This window comes from Amycolatopsis sp. CA-126428 (genome assembly GCF_002904335.1).
GTDB lineage: Bacteria > Actinomycetota > Actinomycetes > Mycobacteriales > Pseudonocardiaceae > Amycolatopsis.
On record NZ_PPHF01000001.1, the window covers coordinates 85,539 to 105,178 of the forward strand.

At 71.8% G+C, this 19,640-nt stretch carries 21 protein-coding genes; 9 read left to right on the forward strand and 12 right to left on the reverse strand.

The genetic code is table 11. The features are described 5' to 3' along the window. Positions 1–46 precede the first annotated feature (46 nt). The 3 genes from C2L58_RS00385 to C2L58_RS00395 are packed head-to-tail and all read left to right on the forward strand — an operon-like array spanning position 47 to position 3,556. Positions 47–1,033: a helix-turn-helix domain-containing protein gene (locus tag C2L58_RS00385; RefSeq protein ID WP_103334811.1), complete on the forward strand. Its 987-nt coding sequence runs from the start codon at positions 47–49 to the stop codon at positions 1,031–1,033. A 38-nt stretch (positions 1,034–1,071) separates the two neighbouring features. Further along, positions 1,072–2,253 carry a CaiB/BaiF CoA transferase family protein gene (locus tag C2L58_RS00390; RefSeq protein WP_103334813.1) on the forward strand — a complete coding sequence of 394 codons (1,182 nt, stop codon included), beginning with the start codon at positions 1,072–1,074 and terminating at the stop codon, positions 2,251–2,253. A 34-nt stretch (positions 2,254–2,287) separates the two neighbouring features. Further along, complete coding sequence (locus C2L58_RS00395; RefSeq protein ID WP_103334815.1) at positions 2,288–3,556, forward strand: aminotransferase family protein; 1,269 nt, start codon at positions 2,288–2,290, stop codon at positions 3,554–3,556. 329 nt (positions 3,557–3,885) lie between these two features. Here C2L58_RS00395 and C2L58_RS00400 read toward each other — a convergent pair whose 3' ends face one another. The 7 genes from C2L58_RS00400 to C2L58_RS00430 all read right to left on the reverse strand — a co-directional run bounded on the left by C2L58_RS00400 (position 3,886) and on the right by C2L58_RS00430 (position 8,936). Further along, positions 3,886–4,302 (reverse strand): VOC family protein, encoded by a 417-nt coding sequence (locus C2L58_RS00400; protein ID WP_103334816.1) that lies wholly within the window; start codon positions 4,300–4,302, stop codon positions 3,886–3,888. Continuing rightward, the gene (locus C2L58_RS00405; RefSeq protein ID WP_004561810.1) at positions 4,302–4,499 is read right to left on the reverse strand and encodes a hypothetical protein; all 198 of its coding nucleotides are present in this window, start codon (positions 4,497–4,499) and stop codon (positions 4,302–4,304) included. The genes C2L58_RS00400 and C2L58_RS00405 overlap by 1 nt, the downstream gene beginning before the upstream one ends. Positions 4,500–4,631: 132 nt before the next feature. Further along, positions 4,632–5,135 carry a GNAT family N-acetyltransferase gene (locus C2L58_RS00410; RefSeq protein WP_233225489.1) on the reverse strand — a complete coding sequence of 168 codons (504 nt, stop codon included), beginning with the start codon at positions 5,133–5,135 and terminating at the stop codon, positions 4,632–4,634. A 31-nt stretch (positions 5,136–5,166) separates the two neighbouring features. After that, entirely contained in the window at positions 5,167–5,952 is a 786-nt protein-coding gene (locus tag C2L58_RS00415) for an IclR family transcriptional regulator (protein ID WP_103334819.1), read from the reverse strand. Between the two features lie 121 nt (positions 5,953–6,073). Next, the gene (locus tag C2L58_RS00420; protein ID WP_103334821.1) at positions 6,074–6,778 is read right to left on the reverse strand and encodes a family 16 glycoside hydrolase; all 705 of its coding nucleotides are present in this window, start codon (positions 6,776–6,778) and stop codon (positions 6,074–6,076) included. A gap of 77 nt (positions 6,779–6,855) precedes the next feature. Next, positions 6,856–8,430, reverse strand: a complete 1,575-nt coding sequence (locus tag C2L58_RS00425) for a PH domain-containing protein (protein WP_103334823.1) — start codon at positions 8,428–8,430, stop codon at positions 6,856–6,858. Then, positions 8,427–8,936, reverse strand: coding sequence for a PH domain-containing protein (locus C2L58_RS00430; RefSeq protein WP_103334825.1), 510 nt, complete (start codon positions 8,934–8,936; stop codon positions 8,427–8,429). The genes C2L58_RS00425 and C2L58_RS00430 overlap by 4 nt, the downstream gene beginning before the upstream one ends. Positions 8,937–9,108: 172 nt before the next feature. Here C2L58_RS00430 and C2L58_RS00435 point away from each other — a divergent pair, with 172 nt between their 5' ends. Continuing rightward, a complete protein-coding gene (locus tag C2L58_RS00435) occupies positions 9,109–10,026 on the forward strand; it encodes a proteasome assembly chaperone family protein (RefSeq protein WP_103334890.1) in 918 nt (305 codons plus the stop codon). Next, positions 10,026–10,757 carry a class I SAM-dependent methyltransferase gene (locus C2L58_RS00440; RefSeq protein WP_103334826.1) on the forward strand — a complete coding sequence of 244 codons (732 nt, stop codon included), beginning with the start codon at positions 10,026–10,028 and terminating at the stop codon, positions 10,755–10,757. Before C2L58_RS00435 ends, C2L58_RS00440 begins: the two co-directional genes overlap by 1 nt. A gap of 5 nt (positions 10,758–10,762) precedes the next feature. Here C2L58_RS00440 and C2L58_RS00445 read toward each other — a convergent pair whose 3' ends face one another. Continuing rightward, a complete protein-coding gene (locus C2L58_RS00445) occupies positions 10,763–11,185 on the reverse strand; it encodes a MarR family winged helix-turn-helix transcriptional regulator (RefSeq protein WP_103334828.1) in 423 nt (140 codons plus the stop codon). A gap of 64 nt (positions 11,186–11,249) precedes the next feature. Here C2L58_RS00445 and C2L58_RS00450 point away from each other — a divergent pair, with 64 nt between their 5' ends. After that, positions 11,250–11,657 carry a PaaI family thioesterase gene (locus C2L58_RS00450; protein WP_103334830.1) on the forward strand — a complete coding sequence of 136 codons (408 nt, stop codon included), beginning with the start codon at positions 11,250–11,252 and terminating at the stop codon, positions 11,655–11,657. 782 nt (positions 11,658–12,439) lie between these two features. On the opposite strand, the gene C2L58_RS00455 is transcribed toward C2L58_RS00450, so the two are convergent. Continuing rightward, positions 12,440–13,420 (reverse strand): MCE family protein, encoded by a 981-nt coding sequence (locus C2L58_RS00455; RefSeq protein WP_103334831.1) that lies wholly within the window; start codon positions 13,418–13,420, stop codon positions 12,440–12,442. A 68-nt stretch (positions 13,421–13,488) separates the two neighbouring features. Further along, complete coding sequence (locus C2L58_RS00460; RefSeq protein WP_103334833.1) at positions 13,489–14,679, reverse strand: FAD-dependent monooxygenase; 1,191 nt, start codon at positions 14,677–14,679, stop codon at positions 13,489–13,491. 116 nt (positions 14,680–14,795) lie between these two features. Between C2L58_RS00460 and C2L58_RS00465 the strand changes: the two genes are divergently transcribed. Beyond that, complete coding sequence (locus tag C2L58_RS00465) at positions 14,796–15,455, forward strand: TetR/AcrR family transcriptional regulator (protein WP_103334834.1); 660 nt, start codon at positions 14,796–14,798, stop codon at positions 15,453–15,455. Here the strand turns inward: C2L58_RS00465 and C2L58_RS00470 are convergent. Together C2L58_RS00470 and C2L58_RS00475 are read right to left on the reverse strand one after the other, a co-directional pair. Next, positions 15,452–15,727: a YggT family protein gene (locus tag C2L58_RS00470; protein WP_103334836.1), complete on the reverse strand. Its 276-nt coding sequence runs from the start codon at positions 15,725–15,727 to the stop codon at positions 15,452–15,454. The genes C2L58_RS00465 and C2L58_RS00470 overlap by 4 nt on opposite strands. A 161-nt stretch (positions 15,728–15,888) precedes the next feature. After that, on the reverse strand, positions 15,889–17,055 hold the full coding sequence (locus C2L58_RS00475) for a right-handed parallel beta-helix repeat-containing protein (RefSeq protein ID WP_199191029.1): 1,167 nt from the start codon (positions 17,053–17,055) through the stop codon (positions 15,889–15,891). A 278-nt stretch (positions 17,056–17,333) separates the two neighbouring features. On the opposite strand from C2L58_RS00475, the gene C2L58_RS00480 reads away from it, so the two are divergent. Together C2L58_RS00480 and C2L58_RS00485 are read left to right on the forward strand one after the other, a co-directional pair. Next, on the forward strand, positions 17,334–17,969 hold the full coding sequence (locus C2L58_RS00480) for a TetR/AcrR family transcriptional regulator (protein ID WP_103334839.1): 636 nt from the start codon (positions 17,334–17,336) through the stop codon (positions 17,967–17,969). 2 nt (positions 17,970–17,971) lie between these two features. Beyond that, a complete protein-coding gene (locus tag C2L58_RS00485; RefSeq protein ID WP_103334841.1) occupies positions 17,972–19,636 on the forward strand; it encodes an FAD-binding dehydrogenase in 1,665 nt (554 codons plus the stop codon). The last annotated feature ends 4 nt before the right edge of the window (positions 19,637–19,640 follow it).

Here is a 19,640-nt window from a genome sequence, read left to right on the forward strand (position 1 = left end):
ATCGCCGCAAAAGCCATGCGGCGGCCGACGGCTGAATAAGCTTCAAATGTTCAAGCTGCGGGTCGACGCCGAGACGGTGGCGAGGACCCGGTTTTCCCCGTCGCTGGCGGCGGAGTCGCTCGCCTGGCTGAAGCTCGCCGCCGACGCGGGCCGGCACCCGGTGTTCGGCGATCCCGGCCCGCTCGCCCGCGCGGCGCTGTCCCACCCGGACGTCGCCCTGCTCCTGGACCTGCTGCCGCGGCACGGCGAGGTGTACACCCCGGACCTGCTCACCCCGCAGCCCGGCACGGCGACCCGGCACCGGGACCTGCTCGACGAGCAGATCGCGCGGATCGAGGCGACCACGCAGGACGAGGTCGAGGCCCAGGTGCTGGCCCACACGCAGGTCCACTGGGCCCGGCCGGTGCCGGTCGCCGCCCGGCGGAGCGTGGAGTCGGGGACGCTGCCGCGCCGCCTGGCCAACGGCCTCGCCCGGTTCTGGCGGGACGCGCTGGCCGAGGACTGGGCCGGCCTGCACGCGGTCCTCGACCGGGACATCACCCACCGCGCGCACGCCATCGCCCGGCACGGCGTCGGCGGCGTGCTCGGCGGCCTGCACCCCACCATCGGCTGGGCCGGCGACACGATCACGGTCGTGAAGCCGTTCGACGGCGAGGCCGACGTCTCCGGCCGGGAGCTGGTCCTCGCGCCGGGCGTGCTCAGCTGGCCCGTCATCAGCATCCAGATCGACGTCCCCGGCCAGGTCGTCCTCCGCTACCCGGCCCACGGGGTCGGCACCGGCGCCGGCCACCGGCCGGGCCGGATCGCGCCGGTCGTCGGCGCGGCCCGGGCGGCGCTGCTGGCCGACCTCGAACCCGCGCGGTCGACCGCGGAGCTCGCCACCCGGACCGGGTACAGCCCGGGCACCGTCTCCTACCACCTGAGCGCGTTGCACCGAGCGGGCCTGGTCAGCAAGGTCCGGGACGGGCGGTACGTGCTCTACCGGCGGACCGCCCAGGCCGGCACGCTCCTCGAAGGGGACGTGTCCGGGTAGAAAGGGGGCCCGACCCCGAGCTCGAGGAGGAGCCGTCGATGCCCCCTGCTGTCCGCCCGCTGGACGGGATCAAGGTCGTCGACCTCTCCCGCATCCTCGCCGGGCCGTACTGCACCCAGTACCTCGGCGAGATGGGTGCGGACGTGGTGAAGGTCGAGCCGCCGGGCCACGGCGACGACACCCGCGGCTGGGGGCCGCCGTTCGTCGGCGACGAAGCCGTCTACTACCTGGCGGCGAACCGGAACAAGCGCGGGATCGTGCTCGACCTCAAGAGCGACCGCGGCCGCGAAGCCCTCCGGCGGCTGGTCGCGGACGCCGACGTGCTCGTCGAGAACTTCCGCCCGGGGACGCTCGAGAAGTGGGGCATCGGGTACGACGAGCTGTCTTCGCTGAACCCGCGGCTGATCCACGTGTCGATCACCGGGTTCGGGCAGACCGGCCCGTACCGCGACCGCGCGGGGTACGACCTGGTGGCGCAGGCCCTCGGCGGCGTGATGTCGCTGACCGGCGAGCCGGACGGCGCGCCGGCGAAGGTCGGGCTGCCGGTGGCGGACCTGAACGCGGGGACGTGGGCGATCATCGGCGTGCTGATGGCGCTGCAGGCCCGGCACACGACCGGCCGCGGCCAGTACCTCGACGTGTCCCTCTTGGACAGTCAGCTGGCCTGGCACGTGTACGCCGCGGGCGCGGTGTTTTACGACGCGCCACGCCCGCGCCGGATGGGCTCGGCGCACCCGAGCATCGTCCCGTACCAGGGGTACCACGTCGCCGACGGCTGGCTGATCATCGCGGTCGGCAGCGAAAAGCTGTGGCACGCGTTCTGCGGGGTGCTCGGCCTGGACATCGCTTCCGATCCGCGGTTCTCCTCGAACGCCGCGCGCTCGGCTCATCGCGAGTCGTTGAACGCGCTGCTGGAACCGGTGCTCCTGACCCGCCCGGCGGCGGACTGGATGAAGGCGTTCGACGCGGCGGGCATCCCGGCGGCCCCGATCAACGAGCTCGACGACGTCTACGCGGACCCGTGGGCGGCCGCGCGCGAGCAGGTGGTCCGGCTGCCGCACCCGACGGTGGGGACCTACGTGGGCACGGGCTTCCCGGTGAAGGCGTCGGACACCCCGGCCCGGCCGACGTCCGCCCCGCCGACCCTGGGGCAGCACACCGCGGAGGTGCTGGCCGAGCTCGGGTACTCGGCGGACGAGATCGCGGAGTTCCTGGACTGATGGTAGGGATGGGGGCAGGACTTATGGAGGACCGATGTCAGCACAGCACGCCCTGTGGCACCCGTTCGCCGACATGGGCGCGGTCGACGGCGACCGGATGGTCATCACCCGTGGCGAGGGCTCGTACGTCTGGGACGACGCGGGCCGCCGGTACTTCGACGCGACGGCGTCGCTCTGGTACGCGAACTTCGGCCACGGCCGCCCGGAGATCACCGAAGCCGTCTCCCGCCAGCTGGGGGAGCTCGACTCGTGGAACCTGTTCGGCTACAACGCGAACCGGCCGGCGATCGAGCTGGCGGACCGCGTCGCGGCCCTGGCGCCGGAGCCGGGCTCGAAGGTGTTCTTCGGCTCGGGCGGCGGCGACGTCATCGACACGGCGGTGAAGCTCGCGCGGGCGTACTTCGCCCAGACGGGGCGGCCGGAGAAGGTGCACGTGATCGGCCGGGCCCAGGGCTACCACGGAACGCACGGATTCGGCACGGCGGTGGGCGGAATCCCGGCGAACGCGGCCGGCGTCGGCCCGCAGCCGCCGGAGTTTTCCCACGTTGCGTATGACGACGCGGCGGCACTGGAGGCGGAGATCCAGCGGGTCGGCGCCGCTCACGTGGCGGCGTTCTTCTGCGAACCGGTGATCGGCGCGGGCGGGGTGCTGCTCCCACCGGAGGGCTACCTCGAGGAGGTGGCGGCGATCTGCCGCCGCCACGAGGTGCTGTTCGTGGCGGACTGCGTGATCGCGGCCTGGGGCCGGCTCGGCACGTGGTTCGGGATCGATCGCTGGCCGGTGCGGCCGGACCTGATCACGACGGCGAAGGGCATCACGGGCGGAACGATCCCGCTGGGCGCGCTGGTGGTGTCACCGGAGGTGGCTTCGCCGTTCTTCACCGGGGCGCCGGGCGCGCCGATCTTCCGCCACGGCCCGACGTACGCGGGCCACCCGGTGGCCTGCGCGGCCGGGTTGGCGACGTTGGACATCTACGAGCGCGACGGGCTGATCCCCCGCGGTCGCGAGCTGGAGAAACCCCTGGCGGACGCGGTGTCGGGGGTCAGCGGGCACCCGCTGGTGACGGAGGTCCGGGCCGGACTGGGTTTCCTCGCGGCGGTGGAGCTGACGGCGGAGGTGCTGGACGCGGACCCGGGCGCCCCGGTGAAGCTGCAGCGGGCGTGCCGGGACGAGGGCGTGATCGTGCGGAACCTGGGCCGTGGCGTGGCTGTCTCGCCGCCGCTGGTGGCGGCCGAGCCGGAGCTGGACATCTTGGCGACGGCCCTGCCCAAGGCGCTGGACCGCCTGGCGGCGCAGGTGTGAGGGAGGGGGAGTGGTGCTTTCCTGTCCTCCGGCGGCAGGAAAGCACCACCCACCGGCGGCGGCCCCCAGCCCCGTCGCCGGCCTAGCCTCATCCCGGCCCCGGCTCGGCTTCATCCCGGCCCCGCGGCCCCGGCCCAGCCTCATTCCGGCTCCGGCTCGGCCACGCCTCGGCTCCCGGCTCCGCCCCGGCCCCGGCCCCCGCCTGGCCGGGTCTCATCCCGACTCCCGACTTCGACCCCCGGCTCCACCCCTGCCCGGCCCGGCCTCCCGGCTCCGCCCGGCCTCCCGGCTCCGCCCGGCCTCCCGGCTCGGCGCGGCCCCGGGCCGGGTCAGGAGATGCAGAATTCGTTCCCCTCCGGATCAGCCATCGTCACCCAGCTGTGCGGCCCCTGCCGCCCTCGCCACAGGTACTCCGCGCCGCGGGACTTCAGCTTCTCCAGCGTTGCCTCGACGTTCTCCGCGCCCACCCACACGTCCAGGTGGACCCGGTTCTTCACCGTCTTCGCCTCGGGAACCTCCTGGAACAGGATCCGCCGCGGTGGTCCCTCCGGTGGCGAGTCCGGGTGGCGGATCCCCGCTCCCGCGCGCCACACCAGCGAACCGCGGTAAGTCCGGGTGTCCTCCTCCTTGGCGTACCCCTTCGCGATCATCTCGCGGATGAAGTCCTCGTCCGTCGGTTCCACGGACCAGCCGAGGGTTTCGGCCCACCACTCGGCGAGCACGTGCGGGTCGGCCGAATCCACCACTACCTGGAAGTCATGCGCCATACCGGCACATTAACGACCGAGTCCGACATTTTCCGGAGCATCGGGTCCTCGGGCACGACCGTGAAACGCCACTTGTCCACGCCGCCGCCCATGATTTCGGCGTACCGGCGGGCACCGTCGGCGTTGGCGAACCGCACCTGCTGGCCGTTCGTCAGGTGGGTGATCTTGACCGCCACGACTACCTCCCGAGTTTGTGGGCCGGCCCGCGGAGCTTCCCCCTCCGGGACCGGCAGGCACAGTAGAACACATGTTCGACCGGCCGCGCCACTCTCTCCCCCAACTAGGGGAGAACTCCAAGAAACCGCAGGTCAGAGTGGTCGAATCAGGGCGACGCGCGGCCAGGCGTCCAGGCCGCGGGCCGCTTCCGCACGGCGGATCGAGCGCAGCCCGGCACCGATTTCCGCCTCCGGGACGACCCGGAACCGCAGCCTCTCGTAGTACGGCGCGTTCCACGGCACGGTTTCGAACGTCGTCAGCGTCAGCGCCGCCAGCCCCCGCGAACGAGCCCACCCGGCGAGCGTCTCGATCAGCTCGCTGCCCACCCCGCGCCGCGCGTGCGACGGCCGGACCGAGACCTGCTCGATGTGCGCGCACCCGTCGACGACCTCCGCGACCAAGTAGGCCACCGGCCGGTCGTCGCCGTCCACGCTCACCCACGCGCGGCCGGCGGACTGGTACACCGCCAGCTCGGCCACCGTGCCGGGGTCGTCGTCGGCGATCGCCGCCATGCCGACCTCGCGGAAGAGGCCGCCGGCCTCGCGCTCGACGTCGATGAGCGCGGGCAGGTCGTCGGGACGCGCGAGCCGGATCACCCGGGCAGTTCTACGCGCCCGCGCGGAATTCTCACAGCGAATAAGACGCGATCGCCCGCTGGATCCGGATCGCGTACTCCTGCATGGCGGTGATCGCCGTCTGCCGGGTCTCCTCGCCGATCCGGGCGGCCGGCCCGGCCATGCTCAGCACGGTGGGCCGCCTGCCGATCGTCTGCACCGGCACCGAACAGGCCCAGACGCCTTCGTCCAGCTCGCCGGAGCTGACCGCGTACCGGTTTTCCAGCGCCTGCTTGAGTTCGTCGCGCACGGCGGGGCCGCGCTGCTCGACGATCGCGGCCCACCGCCGGTCGCGCTCGATCTCCGGCAGCAGCGCGAGCAGCATCTTCCCGGACGCGCCGACCCCGAGCGGCAGCGAATGCCCCGGCTCGAACGTGAACCGCATGGCGCGGTCGCATTCGACGCGGTCCGCGCACACGGCGGAGTCGCCGAACCGCTGGAACAGCATCACCGTCTCGCCGAGCTCCTGGGCCGCGGTTTCCATGGCCGGCCGCGCCAGCCGCACCATGTCGTTCGCCAGCTGCGCGGCCCGCGCCAGCGGCATCACCTGGCTGGTCAGGTGGTAGTGCCCGGCCCGGCCCTCTTCGAGCAGCTGGAGTTCCTTGAGCAGGGCCACGTACCGGTAGGTCGTCGCCACCGGGGTACCGATCGTCGCGGCCAGCTCGGCGACGCTCGCCTCCCACCGGCGCTCCGAAAAGGCCAGCAGCAGCTGGAGGACCTTGCGGGAACTGCTGGCACCGGGGGTGCGTCGGGGGGAAGTGGTGGCGGAACCGTCGACGCTACTGACGGCAGGCGTCATCGTGACCTCTCGGTGAGACAAAAACGACCTTCGCTATCACACGGGGTGAATAAATTAGCACGTAGTGTGAAAGGAAGGCCAGCAATGGCCCGGGAAAAAGGGCCATCGCCGGCGTGCCGGGTCACATCGTGAGGAACTCGCCCGGTTTCGTCACCACGGGTGACTCCACGTAGAGCCCGCGGTACTCGTCCTGAATGCCGGAGTTGTGCACCTGCAGCGCCAGCGGGCCGACGCGCCCGGCGGTCTTGTCGGTGAACCGCAGCACTTCGACGCCTTTGCAGGTGACGGCGGTGCCGGTGAGCGGGCAGCACGCCATCCGCGCCACCCCGGTCGCCGCGTCGCCGATCAGCTCGCACTGCGCCCACTTCTTGATGTCGATCGTCGTGTGCGACAGCTGCTTGAACAGTTTCCCGCCGCCGTCGTTGTGCCCCGGCCGGTAGTCCCAGTGCCCGCCGTTCGGCGGCTGGAACTGGATGGCGCTCAGCGCGTCGCGGATCGGGTCGGTGGTGCCCCAGATCAGCACGGTCGGTTTGTGGTTGCCCTTGACCTGCCGGACATTGAATATCCACCGAAACGTGCCGACCTGCTGTTTGTTGTAGTACAACCAGCCGCGCGCGGTGCCATTGCCGTGGATGACCCCGTTTTTCGCCGACCAGAGGCCCGTTTTCGACGAAGTCCACGGGCTGAGGTCCGTGCCGTCGAACATCGAGACCAGATTCGGGTCGCCGTAGGGGTTTTCCGCGACGGTGGCGGCGGTCGCGGCCGGGGCCGCGAACGACGTCAGCAAGATCCCCGCGGCCAGCACACCGAAGAGCTTCCGGAACATTCCTGCCGTCCTCTCGTGAACGCGAATCGAGGGTTCGGACGGCGGATTTTCACGTTAGGAGCCGCGCGGGTGGACCGTCAACCGCGGTCCCGGTCACCGGTGAGGAACGGCGTCAGCAGGCCGGGGAGGGCCCGGTCGGCCAGCGCCAGCCCGTCCGCCTCGCCGACGTCGAGCACCGGGTACTTGCCCTTGCCCGCGGCGACCGGCGCGATCAGCGTGACCAGGCCGGCCCGGCGCTGGAAGTACGAGCGCTCGAGGACGATCCCGGTCAGCCCGTCGCAGCGGACCGCCGCCGTGCCGCGGTCCAGCGAGCCCGACCGCGTCACCAGGTAGCGGCCGGTGAAGGCGTGGCCGAGGCCGCGGTAGCGGTCCCAGCCGACGAGCGCGGCGAACGGCACCAGCACGAGCGCGCCCTGCCACGGCCAGTCCGGCAGCGCGCCGAGCCACGCCAGGCCGTAGAGCGCCGCGGCGAGCAGCAGCACGCCGAGGACCGCCCGCGAAAGCCGCCGGTACAACGCCCGGCGCGGGTGCCGCACCAGTGGCGTCGCGGCCGGGTCCTCGCCCAGCACCTCGGCGACGACCTCGTGCGCCCGCGCCAGCGGCGCCGGCGGCAGCAGCAGGCTCCCGCCCTTGTCCGCGCTCTTGCCTTCCCGCAGGCCGGCGGCGATGGCGACGCAGCGGGCACCGCCGGCCAGCCGCAGCGGCAGCGGCTCCCGGATTTCGGCGCCCCGCAAGCGGTCCTCTTCGATCGACACCGACCGCGTCGTGATCAGCCCGCGCCGGACGTGCAGCGTGCCGGCCGGCTCGCGGGTGAGCCGGAAGTTCCAGAACGACAGCACGTACCCGCCGATCGACAGCAGCGAGACGAGCACCAGCAGCCCGGCCGCGGCGAGCACCAGGCTCAGCCACACCGGGGTGTCGGCGAAGTGCCCGACGACCGTCTGGACCAGCGAAAACTCGACCGGGTCGAAGTGCAGTTCGTGCGCGAAGTGGTAGACGGTGCCGACGGCCGCGCCGACCACGGCCAGCCCGGACAGCGTGAACGGCGCATACCGCAGCCACCGCTTGTCGACCGCGGCGATCAGCTGCTCCGGCGGCGCGGCGGCCTCCGTCGCCTCGGTCTGGGTTTGGGCCTGGGCCTCGGCTTTCCGGTGCAGCAGGAGCGTCCGCAGCCGCTGGGCCTCGGCGATAGTGACGGCGTCGAGGACGAGCTCGTCCTTGCCCGGCCCCTTGCCGTGCGAGTGCCGCCCGGTCCCGATCCGCGCGGCGGCCAGCGAGAACAGCCGGTGCTTCGGTTCGGAGGTGACGTCGACCGTGCGGATCCGGTCGCGCGGGATGGCCCGCTGCTTGCGCAGCAGCAGGCCGGTGTGCCACTCGACCTGCGACGCGGTGATCCGGTAGCGCGAGGTCAGCACGTGCGAGACGCCGGTGAACACGGCGATCGCGGTGAACACGAGACCGATCCACTGCCACGGTTCGCCGTGGCCGAACAGCAGCGCGCCCAGCAGCACCGGCAGCGACTTCGCCAGGTCCAGCACGGGCCGGATGAGCAGCATGCGCCGGTCGAGGCGGTGCCACGGCGCGTCCTGCGTGCCTTCGGCCGGCGGGGTGACCGCGGGTTCGGTGCTCTCCGCCGCTTCCGTGGGGGTCACGTCGCGTCCCCGCGGACGGCCTGGGTCGTCTTCGTCAGCTCATCGGCCAGCACGAGCGCGCGGTCGTGGGCCAGGCCCGAGATGCGCAGCGGGCCCGCCGCGGACGCCGTCGTCACGGTGATCTTCGCCAGCCCGAACAGCTGCTCGAACGGGTCACGCTCGATGTCGACGGTCTGGATCCGCGAGACCGGCGCGATCCGCCACTCCTGCTTCAGCCAGCCGGACTGCGTGTAGACGGCCTCGCCGGTGACCTCCCAGCGGTGCACGCGGTAGCGCCACTGGGGCATCACGATCAGGTGGAGCGGGCCGAGGACGCAGGAGAGCACCAGCGTCACGGTCAGGAACGACGGCGCGTCGTCGCTGGTCACGACGATGAGCGTCTGCACGCCGATCAGGATGATCCACAGGATCGAGGCGGTCACCGTCCAGTAGCCGATGGCCCGGGGGCTGACCCGGTGCGCCGGTGGCCGCAGCCCGGGCGCTGTGTTCGTGGTGTGTTCGCTCACGGCTCAAGCGTGCCCGATCGATGCCTTGCGTGCCCACGACACTTGTCACGATGGCGATCCGAACCGGCGTCGATCGCATGGCGTTACGATCAGCGACACCGTCGGCGGAATGGAATCCCCGTAGGCGTGTGTTGTGCTTGAAGGACCGAAGCAGGGTGAGCAGGAGGACCAGGTGGGACTCGATCCCGACGACCTGTACGAGGTGGACTCGGACGTCCCCGACCTGACCGGGGCGGTGCTGCTGCACCACTTCGAAGGGTTCATGGACGCCGGCTCGGCGGGCCGTCTGCTGGCCGAGCACCTGCTGGGCGGCGAGCACCGGGTGATCGCCCGCTTCGACGTCGACCGGCTCATCGACTACCGCTCGCGGCGGCCGACGATGACCTTCGCGGTCGACCACTGGGAGGACTACGACGCGCCCGAGCTGGTGGTGCACCTGCTGCACGACACCGACGGCATCCCGTTCCTGCTGCTGTCCGGCCCGGAGCCGGACCACGACTGGGAGCGGTTCAGCGCGGCGGTCCGGAACCTCGTCGAGCGCTGGGGCGTCCGGCTGACCGCCGGCTTCCACGGCATCCCGATGGGCGCGCCGCACACCCGCCCGCTCGGCGTCACCGCGCACGCCACCCGCAAGGACCTGGTCGGCGACAACCAGCCGCTGCCGAACCGGCTGCAGGTGCCGGGCAGCCTCGCCGCGCTGCTGGAGTACCGGCTCGGCGAGTGGGGCCACGACGCCATGGGCTTCGCCGCGCACGTGCCGCACTACCTCGCCCAGTCGACGTACCCGGCGGCGTCGCTGATCGTGCTCGACGCGCTGAGCCGGGCGACCGGGCTGAGCCTGCCCGAGGGCGAGCTGCGCGCGGCCGCGGACCTGGCCGACGCCGAGATCAACCGGCAGGTCGCCGAGTCCGACGAGATCGCCGACGTCGTCCGCGCCCTGGAGCGCCAGTACGACACGTTCATCGAGGCCTCCGACCGGGGCAGCCTGCTCGCCGAGTCGGTCGAGCACATGCCGACGGCCGAGGAGCTCGGCTCGCAGTTCGAGCGGTTCCTCGCCGAGCAGAACGGCGGCGACGGACCCGAGCGCTGATGACCCGCTACGACGAGATCGGCGTCGGCTACGCGCGGGGGCGGCGGACGGACCCGCGCTGGCTCACGCCGGTGCTGTCCGCGCTGGGCCCGGCGGCTTCGGTGCTGGACGTCGGTTCGGGGACGGGCTCGTACGAGCCGCCTTCGCGGCACGTCATCGCGGTCGAGCCATCGGCGGAGATGATCCGGCAACGACGTCCCGGGGCGGCGCCGGTGGTGCGGGCGGTCGCGGAGGCGCTGCCGTTCGGGTCTTCGGCGTTCGACGCCACGCTGGCGGTGCTGACGGTGCACCACTGGCCCGACTGGCGGCGAGGCCTCGCCGAGCTGCGCCGGGTCTCGCGCCGTCAGGTGGTCTTGGCGTACGACACGGCGCTGCACAATGACTTCTGGTTCGTGCGGGAGTACGTGCCGGAGGTCGCTTCGCTCGAGCGTTCACGCCCTTCGGCCCCGGAGATCGCGGAGTTCCTGGGGGCGGCTTCGGTGCTGCCGTTGCCGGTGCCCTGGGACTTCACGGACGGCGTGTTCCCGGCGTACTGGCGCCGGCCGGAGGCCTACCTGGACCCGGGGGTGCGCCGGTCGTGCTCGGCACTGGCCCAGACCGACCCGGCGGCGGTGGCCCGGGGGATCGGCCGGCTGCGGGAGGATCTCGAGTCGGGGCGGTGGCACGCTGACCATGCTGAGCTGGTGGAGCTGCCGGAGTGGGATGCGGGCTTCCGGCTGATCGTGGCCTAGCCGGTTCACCACTCGCTGCGCGCGAGCTTGCCGACGCCTTCGGCGGTGTCCCGGAACCCGTCGTCGCCCAGGATGGCCAGCAGCCGTGCGTTGAACTCCTCGATCGCCGGGGCGGCGCGGGCCAATGCTTCCTCGCCCGCCGCCGTCAGCCGCAGCACCACCGCCCGGTGTTCACGCGGGTGAGGCTGCTTGGCGACCAAGCCCGCCTCGACGAGCCGGGTCACCATCGCGGTCACCGCCGATTCGCGCTGGCCGAGCTGCTCGGCGAGCTCTCGCTGGGTCGAACCACCCGCCCCGACGGCGAAGAGCGCCCCGAGCTGGGCGGTGGTGATGCCGGCCGCGGCGAGACAGCGGCGGTCGGCGGCCACCCGGAGCCGGTGGGCGGCCCGCTGGAGCAGGAAGAACAAGCGCTGATCGGGTTCGGGCACGCCCCGATCTTGACAGCCGGAGCAGCGCGGCGCCATGCTGACTTCACTAGTGAAGTGAGGGGTCATGCTCGATTTCGCGGCAGCGTGCGACGGCCTGGCGAGCCAGCCGTTCAGCCGACTGCTCGGCGCCCGGCTGACCGAGTTCGGCGACGGTGCGGCCACGCTCGAACTGGACATCCGCGTAGGACTCCAGCAGCAGAACGGCTACCTCCATGGAGGTGTCCTCGCCTACGCCGCCGACAACGCGCTGACCTTCGCCGCGGGCACCGCCCTCGGACCCGCGCTGCTCACGGCCGGCTTCACGATCGACTACCTCCGGCCGGCGGTCGGCGCGGTCCTGCGCGCCCGCGCCGTCGTCGTGCAGGCCGGGCGGTCGCGGGCCACCTGCAGGTGCGAGGTGTACACACTGGACGAAGGTCGCGAGCCTTTGATGTGCGCCGCGGCGCAGGGGAGTGCGCGCCGGAGAGCTTAGGTCTGACCATGCTTTTGTCCAGGGGATCACGGCATACCGGGAGAACGGCAGGTGCAGGGATCACGGGGGCTGTGCTGCCGCGAGTGCGCAGAACGCCGAGGTTCCCGCTCATCTGACTGCTGTGGGCTGCCTGACCACGCGATCGGCGGCTCGAGCACCTCAGTGCACCACCTTGCGACGGCAACAGCCGACCGTTGGTCGCTCTGGGTGGTCCCGGCCAGGCCGGGGACGCGTTCCCGCACCTCATGCGCACCTGCGGAGCCGGCGGGCAGCTCCCCGCCCTCCCAAGGGGGGCGTGCCCAAGTCCAGTCTATCGGCGCACACCGACGGAATCGCCGAAACTGCCACGAGGTGCCCACCCTGTCCACAGCGAGCCCCGCTTGTGGAAAACCGGCTGCGGCAGTTGGGCCGGGCGCCGGTCGGCGGGGCCGGAGGTGGTTGGCTTGGTCGCTGGTCGCTGGTCGCTGGTCGCTGGTCGCTGGTCGGCGGGTCCGGAGGTGGTTGGTCCGGTCGTCGTTCGGTGGAGCCGGAGGTGGTTGGCTCGGTCGCTGGTCAGCGGAGACGGGGGTGGTTGGTCCGGCCGGTCAGCGGAGTCGGGGTGGTTGGTCCGGCCGGTCAGCGGAGTCGGGGTGGTTGGTCCGGTCGTCGGCGGAGTCGGAGGCGGTTGGCTCGGTCGCCGGTCGCCGGTCGCCGGTCGCCGGAACCGGCGGCGGTATGCCCGGCCTCCGACCGCCCGAACCAAAGGCGTGCCGCCCGAACTCCGGCCAAGCAGAACCGAAACCCTAACCGTGGCAGCCTTCTTCGTTCACCGGCCCGAACGACGGCAGCACCAGCCCGCACAGATAGCCGTCGATCCACCGGCCGCTTCCGGCGAGGTTGGTGCCCAGGCGGACGAACGGTGCGAAACCCCGGATCCCCGCGGCCAGCGCGTCCTGGTTGCGCTGCAGCATCGACGTCAGCTGGTCGAGCTGGGTGAGCAGGGGGCCGACGGGAGCCTCGGCGATCAGCCCGGACAACTCCGTCGACAGCCTCCGGGCGCCGTCGAGGAGGGTGCTGATCGCCGTCTCGCGGTTGATCACCTCTTCGAGCAGCTGGTTTCCGTCCTCGAGGAGCCGGCGCACCGCCGCGTCGCGGTCGACGAGTGTCTGCGAAACCACGCGGGTGTTGCCGAGCAGCCTCGCGAGCTGGCTGTCGCGTGAGGCGAGCGAATCCGACAGCCGCGAGAGCCCGGTAAGGGCGGCGCGGACGCTCTGCGGGGTGTTCGCCAGCGTCGCCGACAGCGTGTCGAAGCTCTTCGCCAGCTGTGTCGTGTCGATGCGGTCCACTGTGGACGACAGTTCGCCGAACGCCGCGAGGATGTCGTAGGGCACCGTGGTGCGTGAGCGCGGGATGGGCTGGCCCGGGTCGAGCGTGCCTTCGCCCTGCGGGTCGAGGGCGAGGTAATTCTGGCCCAGCAGCGTCTTCAGCCGGATCGCCGCGCTCGTCGCGTCGCCCAGCCACGCTCCCTTGGCCCGGAAGGAAACCAGCACGTGGTCGCCGCGCAGCCGGACGGCCGACACGTGCCCGACCTCGACGCCGGCGACGCGGACGTCGTTGCCCTCGATCAGCCCGGCCGCTTCGGTGAACTCGGCCGAGTAGGCCGTCCCGTCGCCGAGCACCGGCAGGGCGCGCACGTTCAACGCCGTGACCACGCCGAGGGCGAGCAGGGTCAGGCCGGCGAGCCCTGTCCGGACCGGGGCGTCGGCGGCCCGACGTATTGACATGGCGTCAAGAGTGACCCACGTCACGCCGGGCCGCTGCCGGTGTCCCCCGATGAGACGAAGATCGGGGCTCACGCGGTGGTGAGCGCCGGGTATTCACGGTAGTCCAGCGCGTTGGCCGCGCGGTCCGTCATCCAGGTGAAGATGCCGCCGAACAGCCGCGTGCTCAGCATCCGGTAGGCGCGGTTGCGGCTGCGGATCTTCGCGGCCGTGCGCGGCGCGAGGAAGTTGCCGGAGCCCTTGCCGTTCTTCTGCCCGACCGCGGCCGGCTTGCGCAGCCGCTGCTCGTACTTCGCGAACGCCGTCACGTGGTCGCCGCCGGCCGCCGCGAGCTCCCCGGCCAGCACCTGGGCGCCCATCATCGCGAGCCCGGTGCCGGACCCGCCCGGCCCGGCGCACCAAGCGGCGTCGCCCAGGAGCACGACCCGGCCCTTCGACCAGCGGTCGAGGTGGATCTGGCTGATCGAGTCGACGTACAGGTCGTCGGCCGCGGGCAGCGCTTCGAGCAGCTTCGGCGTCTCCCAGCCGGTGTCCGCGAACAACTGCGCGAGCAGCCCGCTCTGCTCGGCGGCGCTGCGGCGGTGGAACTCGACGCCGTCGGCCGCGAAGACCAGGTTGACGTGCAGCCGGTCCGGCAGCCGGTGGCTGCCCACGCTGACGCCGCGGCCGGGCTCGTTGTACGAGATGCTGGTGTGGTCGAGCCCGAGGTGGTTGGGCGCGGTGAAGCCGGCGATGCCGAAGCCGAGGTCGGTGCGGAAGTCCGGCTCCGGCCCGAAGGCCGCGGCCCGCACGCCGGAGTGCACGCCGTCGGCCCCCACCACCAGGTCGAACGTGCGCGGTGGGCCGTGGCGGAAGGTGACTTCGACGCCGTCCGCGGTCTCGGTGAGGCTCGTGACTCGGTCGCCGAAGACGTATTCGGTGTGGTCCGCGGTGTGCTCGTACAGGATGCGCGCGAGGTCGCCGCGCAGGATCTCGACCTCGCCGCTCCACGCGGCGCCGGGCAAGGTCAGCGCGGGCCGGCCGTCGAGATCGAGCACGGTCTGGTCGCCCATCGCCGTCTCGTACCGGCGGATCTCGTCGAGGACCCCCATCGCGACCAGCAGTTTCACCTGCTCACCGCGGAAGTCGACGGCCTGGCCGCCGGGGCGTGGCGCGGGGGCGGACTCGACGACGGTGACGCGGTAGCCGCCGCGGTGCAGCCAGTGGGCGGCGGACGGGCCGGCGATGCCGGCCCCGGAAACGAGCACGGTCTTGGCGGTCATCGGAGGGGTTCCTCTCGGGTCGGTGGGTGCCGACGCCGAGATTGCGGGCGGCCGCTGACGGTCCTCGCACCATCCGCTGACGGCTCGGCCAGTGCGCCGCGGTTGCAGTCGCTAACATGACCCGCGTGGACCGCGCCACCGAAGGCCGGATCCAGGAGGACGGCGAGGGAGCCGTCGAGGCACGCATCCTGGATGCCGCCGCTCACCTGATCGCCGAAGAGGGCTTCGGCAGGTTGAAGATCGGCGGCGTCTGCGCCCGCTCCGGCTACGCCCGGTCGGTCGTCTTCCAGCACTTCGGCGACAAGGACGGGCTCGGGCGACGGCTCGTCGAGCACGCCGTCGAGGAGTTCACCAACGTCTACAGCGAGGCTGTCGCGGCCCGCACCGGGTCGGCGAACGCGACGCCGATGGACATGCTGCGCGCGCTGCTGGACATCATCTTCGAGCTGATCCGCACGATGCCGACGCTCAACCAAGCGTTCCTCGCCCTGTGGGGCGACGCGGCGGCGGAGTCCTCGGCCCTGCGCGGCGCGCTGACGGAGGCCGACCGCCGGTTCCGGTTCGCCATCGCGCAGACCGTGGCCAGCGGGGTCGCGGACGGGTCCATCACCGGCGTCCGCGACCCCGATTCCTACGCTTCGGCGATGCTGGCCCAGCTGCGCGGGATCTCGATGCAGGCCCTGATCGACCCCGACGGCGTCGACCTGCGCGGGCTCCGCGCCGAGCTGGAGCGCGGCGTCGACCGGCTGTCCGCGAGCTTCCGCGGCACGCTCTAAAGGGCGTACACGATGCTCCGCAGCACGATCACGCCGATGAAGACGAGCGTGAAGGCCAGATCGAGCGACAACCCGCCGAGCCGCACCGGCCGCACGACCCGCCGCACCGGCCCGATCACCGGCTCGGTCGCGGCGTAGGCCAGGCCCCGGGCGCGCCGCGCCCACGGCGGGGTGTTCGCCACCACCGCGACCCAGTCCAGCACCATCCGCGCGATCAGCACGAGCAGGTACAGGCTCAACGCGAACCCGAGCAGTGTCCCTAGTGCACCCATGGTCCCTCCGTTTCCACTACCCGGTGAACGCGCGGGCGGTGCGGGGAGTGCCAGTTCTGTCCGGTTCACAGCATTTCAACAGGTTGGCGGCACTTGGCCTGGTGACCGACGCCGTGCGTGGGCCGGCTCGGGCCGGCCCGCGCACGGATTGCGCTCGGAGCTCAGCCGAAGGTGACCACGAGGCGGCCGTCGGAGGCGAAGGACCACTTCATCGTTCCGGCGTACGCCGAACAGCGGGAGCCGTTTTTACCGGTCCAGAACTGGTCCGAGCTGTCGACGTTGCCGACCGTCTTGTCGTTCGAACCGCCGCCGGCGAAGCGGCACGAAGTATCGTTGCGGAACACCGAAGTGCCGGTGTCGAAGGAGAAGTTGCGCTCGGCGTTGTCGATGCCGACGTTGTCCGAAATGGACATCGAGCCGGGGTTGCTGTTGTAGGTGAACCCGTGGTGGCCGTTGCGGTAGGCGATGTCGCGCCGGACGATGTGGTTGACCGCGATCTTGTCGCCGCCGAGCTTGTAGCCGTTGCGGTCGCCGTTCTTGTTGACCGTGCCGTTGCTGAGGGTGCCGTTGGCGTAGGCGAGGGAATCCTCGATGGTCACCGGGCCGATCGGGCCGGTGTCGGTCTTGGTGTAGAGGTCCCAGCCGTCGTCGATGTTGTGGTGGGAGACGTCGTAGCGGAAGACGTTGCCGGGGCCGGCGGTGAGCTTCGCGGCGAACCCGTCGGCGTCCTCGCCGTCGGAGTCGGCGTTGTCGTGCGATTCCGAGCTGACGACGAGGTTGTTCGCCGGCCACTGGTCCTTCGGCGTGCTCGACGCGATCCGGGAGATCTGCAGCCCGGAATCGCGGTTGAAGCGGGTGACGACGCGTTCGATGACGTTGTTGCTCCCGCCGACGAAGATCCCGTTGTCCCCGGCCCGTTCGACGACGATGCCGGCGACGCGCCAGTAGGAGCCGTTGACGGCGAGCCCGCGGTTGGCCGGGTCTTCCGTCATGGCCGAGAAGTTCAGCACGGGCGTCTCGCCGGGGTAGGCGGAGAGGGTCTTGCGTGCGCTCGAGGTGCCGCTGTTGCCCGGCGCGATGGTGACGGTCTGGGCGTAGGAGTAAGTCCCGCCGCGCAGCGAAATCGTGCCACCGGAACCGATTCGCGTGAGCGCCGAAGGCAAGGTGGTCGGATCCGCCTGCGTACCGGCGGCGGAGTCCTTGCCGTTCGGTGCCACGTAGAGGGTGGTGGCCGCGGCGGCCGATGGCGGTGCCAACGCGGTGATCGTGACGAGCGCGGCGCTCACTGCAAGCGCTTTCTTGCGGGGAATGCTTCCGTGCGAACCCATTGCACGCCTCCTTGCGGGCAAGAATGTGCCGGACACCGGATCCGGGAGCGCTCCCACCGGGAGCGGGATCTCCGGTGAGGCGACGGTAGCACCGGCCGGCGGCGCCCCGAGTGGGCCAAGCGGGTCGTCTGCACTGAAAACGCTTTCAGTGATCACCCGGGCCCGCGCCGGAGCCCGCCGGAGAGGTCGGGCCGGCGGGTGCGCCGCGTCACTCCGGCGTCGCCCGGCTTGCATACGCGGACGTATCCGATGCATTATTGTATCGAACAGGAGGAGCGATGACCGCAGGACGGGGAGCCCGCGAGCCACGGGTGACGAAGCGACGCGCCGAAACCCGGGGCCGGCTGCTGGATGCCGCCCTCGAGGTCTTCGCCCGGGACGGGTTCGGCCGGGCGACCGTCGACAAGGTGTGCGCCCACGCCGGCTACACGCGGGGAGCCTTCTACTCGAACTTCGCGTCACTGGACGAGCTGTTCCTCGCCATGTGGGAGCAGCGGTCCACCGCGCAGATCGCCGAGGCCCGGCAGGTGTTCGAGACCGGCGGCGTGCCGGCCGTGACCGATGTGGACGACGTCGTCGACCAGGTCCTGCGGGTCGTGCCGATGGACGAGGAGTGGTACCGGGTGAGCGCCGAGTTCACCGCGCACGCCCTCCGCACCCCCGGGCTGCGCGAGGTGATCGCCGGCCGGGAGCGGGCGATCGCCGCGTCGTTCCTGCCCTTCCTGCTGGCCCTCCTCGAGCGCATCGGCCGGACCGTGCCCGACCCGGACGCGCTGGGGCAGGCCTTGATCGCCGTGCACGACGGCACCGCCGCCCAGTGCTTCACCGAACCTGGCGACCCCGTGGTGTGGCAGCGCCGAGCCGAGCTGTTCGCCCGCGTCGTCACCGCCTACAGCACCGGAAGCAAGGACTGATCATGACCGGAGAACCGGACGTCATCGTGGTGGGAGCCGGCCTTGCCGGCCTCGTCGCGACCCACGAGCTCGCCAAGGCCGGACGCCGGGTGCTGGTGGTCGAGCAGGAAAACCGCGCCAACCTCGGCGGCCAGGCGTTCTGGTCGCTCGGCGGCCTGTTCCTCGTCGACAGCCCGGAGCAGCGGCGCAACGGCATCAAGGACTCCTACGAGCTGGCTCTGCGCGACTGGCTGGACTCCGCCGGCTTCGACCGCGACGACGAGGACCACTGGGCCCGGCAGTGGGCGCAGGCCTACGTCCGGTTCGCCGCCACCGAGAAGCGGCCCTACCTGCACGACCTGGGCCTGCGGTTCACGCCCGTGGTCGGCTGGGCCGAGCGCGGGGGCGGCACGGCGGACGGCCACGGCAACTCGGTTCCGCGGTTCCACCTGACCTGGGGCACCGGCCCCGAGGTGGTCCGGATCTTCGCCGAGCCGGTGCTGGCGGCCGAACGCCGCGGGCTGGTGCGGTTCGCGTTCCGGCACCAGGTCGACGAGCTGATCGTCGAGGACGGCGCCGTGGCCGGGGTGCGGGGCACCGTGCTGGAGCCGTCGGAACTGGACCGCGGCCAGGCGTCGTCCCGGACCGGCGTGGGCGGCTTCGAACTGCGGGCCAAGGCCGTGCTCGTCACCTCGGGCGGGATCGGGCACAACCACGACCTGATCCGCGCCAACTGGCCGGCTGCCCGCCTCGGCCCGTGCCCGGAGACGATGATTCCCGGCGTGCCCGCCCACGTCGACGGCCGCATGCTCGCGATCAGCGAGCAGGCCGGCGCCGGCCTGGTCAACCGCGACCGGATGTGGCACTACACCGAAGGCCTGCACAACTGGGACCCCATCTGGCCCGGTCACGCGATCCGGATCATCCCGGGTCCGTCGTCGATGTGGTTCGACGCCACCGGGAAACGGCTCCCCGCCCCGAACTTCCCCGGCTTCGACACCAACCAGTCGATGAAGGCCATCCTGTCGACCGGCTACGACTACTCGTGGTTCGTGCTGAACCAGACGATCATCGACCGCGAATTCGTGCTGTCCGGGTCCGAGCAGAACCCCGACATCACCGGCAAGGACCTCCGCCGCACACTGGTCGGCCGCGGTGGCAAGGGCGCGCCGGGACCGGTCGACGCCTTCAAGAACCGGGGCGTGGACTTCGTCGTCGCCGACACCCTCGGCGAGCTCGTCGCGGGCATGAACAAGATCGCCCGTGGCCCGGCCCTGGAGGTCGCGGCGATCGAACGGCAGATCGCCGCCCGCGACGGCCAGGTCGGCAACCGGTTCTCGAAGGACCTGCAGCTCATGGCGATCGCCAACGCCCGCCGGACCCTGGGTGACCGGCTGGCGCGCGTGGCCAAGCCGCACCGGCTCCTCGACCCGGAGCACGGTCCGCTGATCGCGGTCCGCCTCAACATCCTGACGCGCAAGACGCTGGGCGGGATCCAGACGAACCTGGATTCCCAGGCCATGCGCGCCGACGGCTCCCCGTTCCCCGGCTTGTACGCCGCCGGCGAGGTCGCCGGCTTCGGCGGCGGTGGGGTGCACGGCTACAACGCGCTGGAAGGCACGTTCCTCGGCGGTTGCATCTTTTCCGGCCGTGCGGCGGGCCGGGCGCTTGCCCGCACGCTGCCGTAGGGCG